We start from the raw sequence: 3,111 nt of genomic DNA, 5'->3' as shown, positions 1-3,111 counted from the left end.
TGTTTGTATGTGGTGTGAGTGGTGTACTAGGTTGTACTCAACGTGGAGGCACACCCCCCCGGGGGGGGGGGGGCCCCCGCCCCCCCCGCCCCTCGCCGCGTTCCGGTGTCACTTGACGCACGCACCGGCAGTAGGTTGCATACGTTCTGTGATCGCGCCCCGAGCCTCCGCCGCCGCATCTCCTTCGACGCTGCCCTCCACCCCTGGGGCCGCCCCGGCCTCCTCGTCCCTCTCGTACGTCTCCCCGCGTCCGACCACAGGTGTTCCGGGGGCCGCACCGTGGACCCGGTGATCATCGTCGGTGCCGGGCCGGTCGGCCTGGTGCTGTCGCTCGCCCTCGCGGCGCAGGGGGTGCCGTCCGTGCTCCTCGACGAGGATCCGGGCAAGGACGAGACGCGCCCGGCCCGCACGGTGGTGCTGCGTGAGGACACCGCCGCCCTGGTGGAACGGCTCGGCTGCAAGACGCTTCAGGACGAGGGGCTCCGCTGGTCCGGCTGGCGGTCCATGCGGCGCCGACAGCTCGTGCGGGAGCTGCCGCTCGCCGAGAGCTCTCCCGGTGGCGGCCTGCCTGCCGCCCCCGTCCACGTACCGCAGCACGCGCTGGTACGCGGGCTGCGGGACGCGGTCGCCGCGCAGGAACTCGTCCGGACGGCACGGCTCAGCCGCATCGACACACTGGAGCAGGACCCCGACGGGGTCACGGTGCACACACGGGAGCCCGGCTCCACATGGTGGCGCGGGAGTTACCTGGTCGGCTGCGACGGGGCGCGGTCCACCGTCCGCAAACTCCTCGACATCCGGTTCCCCGGGCGTACGGCGGTGGAGCGGCATGCCGTCGCCGCGCTGCGCACCGAGCTGCCGTGGCCGGGCGAAGCCCTCCTTCACCGGTTGCCGCCCTGGCGCACCGGCGGCGCCGAGGTCACCGCACGGCCGCTGCCGGACGGCATCTGGCGGCTGGACTGGCTGCTGCCGCCCCGCGGTGAGCTCGTCACGCCGGACGCCCTGGTCACCCGGGTCCGGGACACCCTGGCGGGCTGGTGCGGCGAGACACCCCCGTACGAGCTGCTGGACACCGGCGTCTACACGCTCCATCACCGGCTCGCTCGCCGGTGGCGGGTGAAGCGGGCGTTCCTGGCCGGGGACGCCGCCCATCTGCTGGGCGCCCTCGGTACGCAGGGGCTCGACGAGGGACTGCGGGACGCCGAGAACCTGGCGTGGAAGCTGGCGCTGGCCTGGCATCACGGCGTCAGTGACGTCCTGCTCGACAGCTACCAGGCAGAGCGGCGGGCCGCGGTCGCCTCGCGACTGCGCGCCGCCGACCAGTCCCTGCCGATACTGCGGGGTGGCGGAGGCCTGCGGACCCTGGTCCCGGGGAGCGCACGGGGGCACGACTCTCTGCTGACCGACGGACATCTGGGCTGCGGCCCACTCGGTGCGCCCCCGTCCTACTCCCATTCCCCCCTTGCGCCCCCACGCGCCGAGGCGCACACCTCGGTGGGCACGCCCCCCGGTGCGCCGGTCGCCGATGTGCGGGTCACCGCGCCGGACGGAACGTCCGTACGGCTGCGGGAGCGGCTGGGGCAAGGGCATCTGCTGGTCGTGCTCGTCGCGCCGGGCACCGGGGTCTGGGACCGGCGGCACTGGATGCGGGCCGGGGTCATGCCCCGGCTCGTCGAGACGGTCGACGCCCTCCCGGTGAAGGCCGAACTGCTGGTCACCGAGAGCTATCCGGGTGCTTCCGCGCACACGGTCCTGCTGATCAGGCCGGACGGCCACCTCGTGGAGTCGTTCGGCGGGGTCCGGCCGGCGGAGCTCCGCGCGGCAGCGGACGCGGCGCGCGGCGGCGGGGCGCTCGCCTCCGCGCGCTCCGATCGGACCGCGGACGTCAATTGACCCCCGCGGGCGCACATGGTCTACTCCGGAACATGACCGACACCGATGTGCGCCTGTGGCGGAGGGTCCATATGGACCTGCTCCGCTATGCGGGCTGCGTGTGTCGCCCGTCCTGCTGAATCGCCTCCTCCTGCTCCGCCGCGCGCTGTGACATGCGGCAGGAGCCTCCAAGCGAACTCTCAGGACGGTCCCTGTGTCTGCCTCCCCCTCCCCTGTTGTGCCTGTACGGACGTCCTCCGGTCCGACCGCTGCGGAGCTGCTCGACTTCGTCCGCCGGGCCGCCGCCGACACCGCACTCATCGCCTCGCTCCCCCTCGACCCCGAGGGCCGTACCTGGATCCGGCTCGACGGGCCCGGTGGCAGCGAGGCCTGGCTGATCGGCTGGCCTCCCGGCACCGGCACCGGCTGGCACGACCATGCCGAATCGATCGGCGCCTTCCTCACCGCCGCCGGCACGCTGAAGGAGCACTCGCTCGCGGCGCGGCTTCCCACCGACGGCTGGAAGACGCTGGAGCTGGCCGAGGACATCGACCGTTCACGGGAGTTGACGGCAGGTCAGGGCAAGGCGTTCGGCAGGCACCACGTCCACGAGGTGCTCAATGAATCCGCCACGGAGCACGCCGTCTCCGTCCACGCGTACTACCCGCCGTTGCCACAGATCCGGCGCTACAGCCGCACCGGCGCGGTGCTCCGCCTCGAGCAGACCGAACGCCCGGAGGACTGGCAGTGAGCGACGCACGGCACGACGGTGGCGAAAACCCGGTCGGGATCGACGAGCTCCTGGACCGGGTCCGGGCCGGATACGAGCGGCTCGGACCGCACGAGGCGCGGGCGGCGGCCGAGGACGGCGCGCTCCTCGTGGACATCCGATACGCGGAACTGCGCGCGCGGGACGGGCTGATCCCGGGGGCCCTGGTCGTCGAACGCAACGAACTGGAATGGCGGCTGGACCCGCAGGGAAGCCATCGCGCGGCCGAGGCCGTGAGCCACGGTCTGCGGGTGGTGGTGATCTGCAACGAGGGGTACGCGTCGAGCCTTGCCGCCGAGTCGCTCCACCGGCTCGGGCTGTACCGGGCGACAGACCTGATCGGCGGCTTCCAGGCCTGGCGCGCGGCAGGGCTCCCGGTCGAGGCCTGACCTGTTGGGCGCGGCAGGGCTTCCGGCCGAGGTGTGACCTGTTGGGCGCGGCAGGGCTCCCGGCCGAGGCCTGACCTGTTG

At 73.2% G+C, this 3,111-nt stretch carries 4 protein-coding genes; all 4 read left to right on the top strand.

Annotation, left to right across the window (positions count from 1 at the left end; translation table 11 throughout):
- Positions 1–279 precede the first annotated feature (279 nt).
- The 4 genes from ABZ434_RS33155 to ABZ434_RS33140 all read left to right on the top strand — a co-directional run bounded on the left by ABZ434_RS33155 (position 280) and on the right by ABZ434_RS33140 (position 3,030).
- Positions 280–1,893: an FAD-dependent monooxygenase gene (locus ABZ434_RS33155; protein WP_359144792.1), complete on the top strand. Its 1,614-nt coding sequence runs from the start codon at positions 280–282 to the stop codon at positions 1,891–1,893.
- Positions 1,894–1,925: 32 nt separating this feature from the next.
- Positions 1,926–2,012: a putative leader peptide gene (locus ABZ434_RS33150; protein WP_311307652.1), complete on the top strand. Its 87-nt coding sequence runs from the start codon at positions 1,926–1,928 to the stop codon at positions 2,010–2,012.
- Between the two features lie 98 nt (positions 2,013–2,110).
- Complete coding sequence (locus ABZ434_RS33145; protein WP_359144789.1) at positions 2,111–2,623, top strand: cysteine dioxygenase; 513 nt, start codon at positions 2,111–2,113, stop codon at positions 2,621–2,623.
- Positions 2,620–3,030 carry a rhodanese-like domain-containing protein gene (locus tag ABZ434_RS33140; RefSeq protein ID WP_359144786.1) on the top strand — a complete coding sequence of 137 codons (411 nt, stop codon included), beginning with the start codon at positions 2,620–2,622 and terminating at the stop codon, positions 3,028–3,030. Before ABZ434_RS33145 ends, ABZ434_RS33140 begins: the two co-directional genes overlap by 4 nt.
- Positions 3,031–3,111 lie beyond the last annotated feature (81 nt).

The sequence above is a fragment of the Streptomyces sp. NPDC005761 genome, assembly GCF_040630635.1.
GTDB lineage: Bacteria > Actinomycetota > Actinomycetes > Streptomycetales > Streptomycetaceae > Streptomyces.
The sequence above is the reverse complement of the archived record's forward strand: the minus strand, read 5'-3'. Positions and strand labels throughout refer to the sequence as shown.

Coding starts and splice junctions, on each gene's coding strand:
- ABZ434_RS33150 (WP_311307652.1), top strand. CDS start 1,926: ATGACCGACACCGATGTGCGCCTGTGGCGGAGGGTCCATATGGACCTG.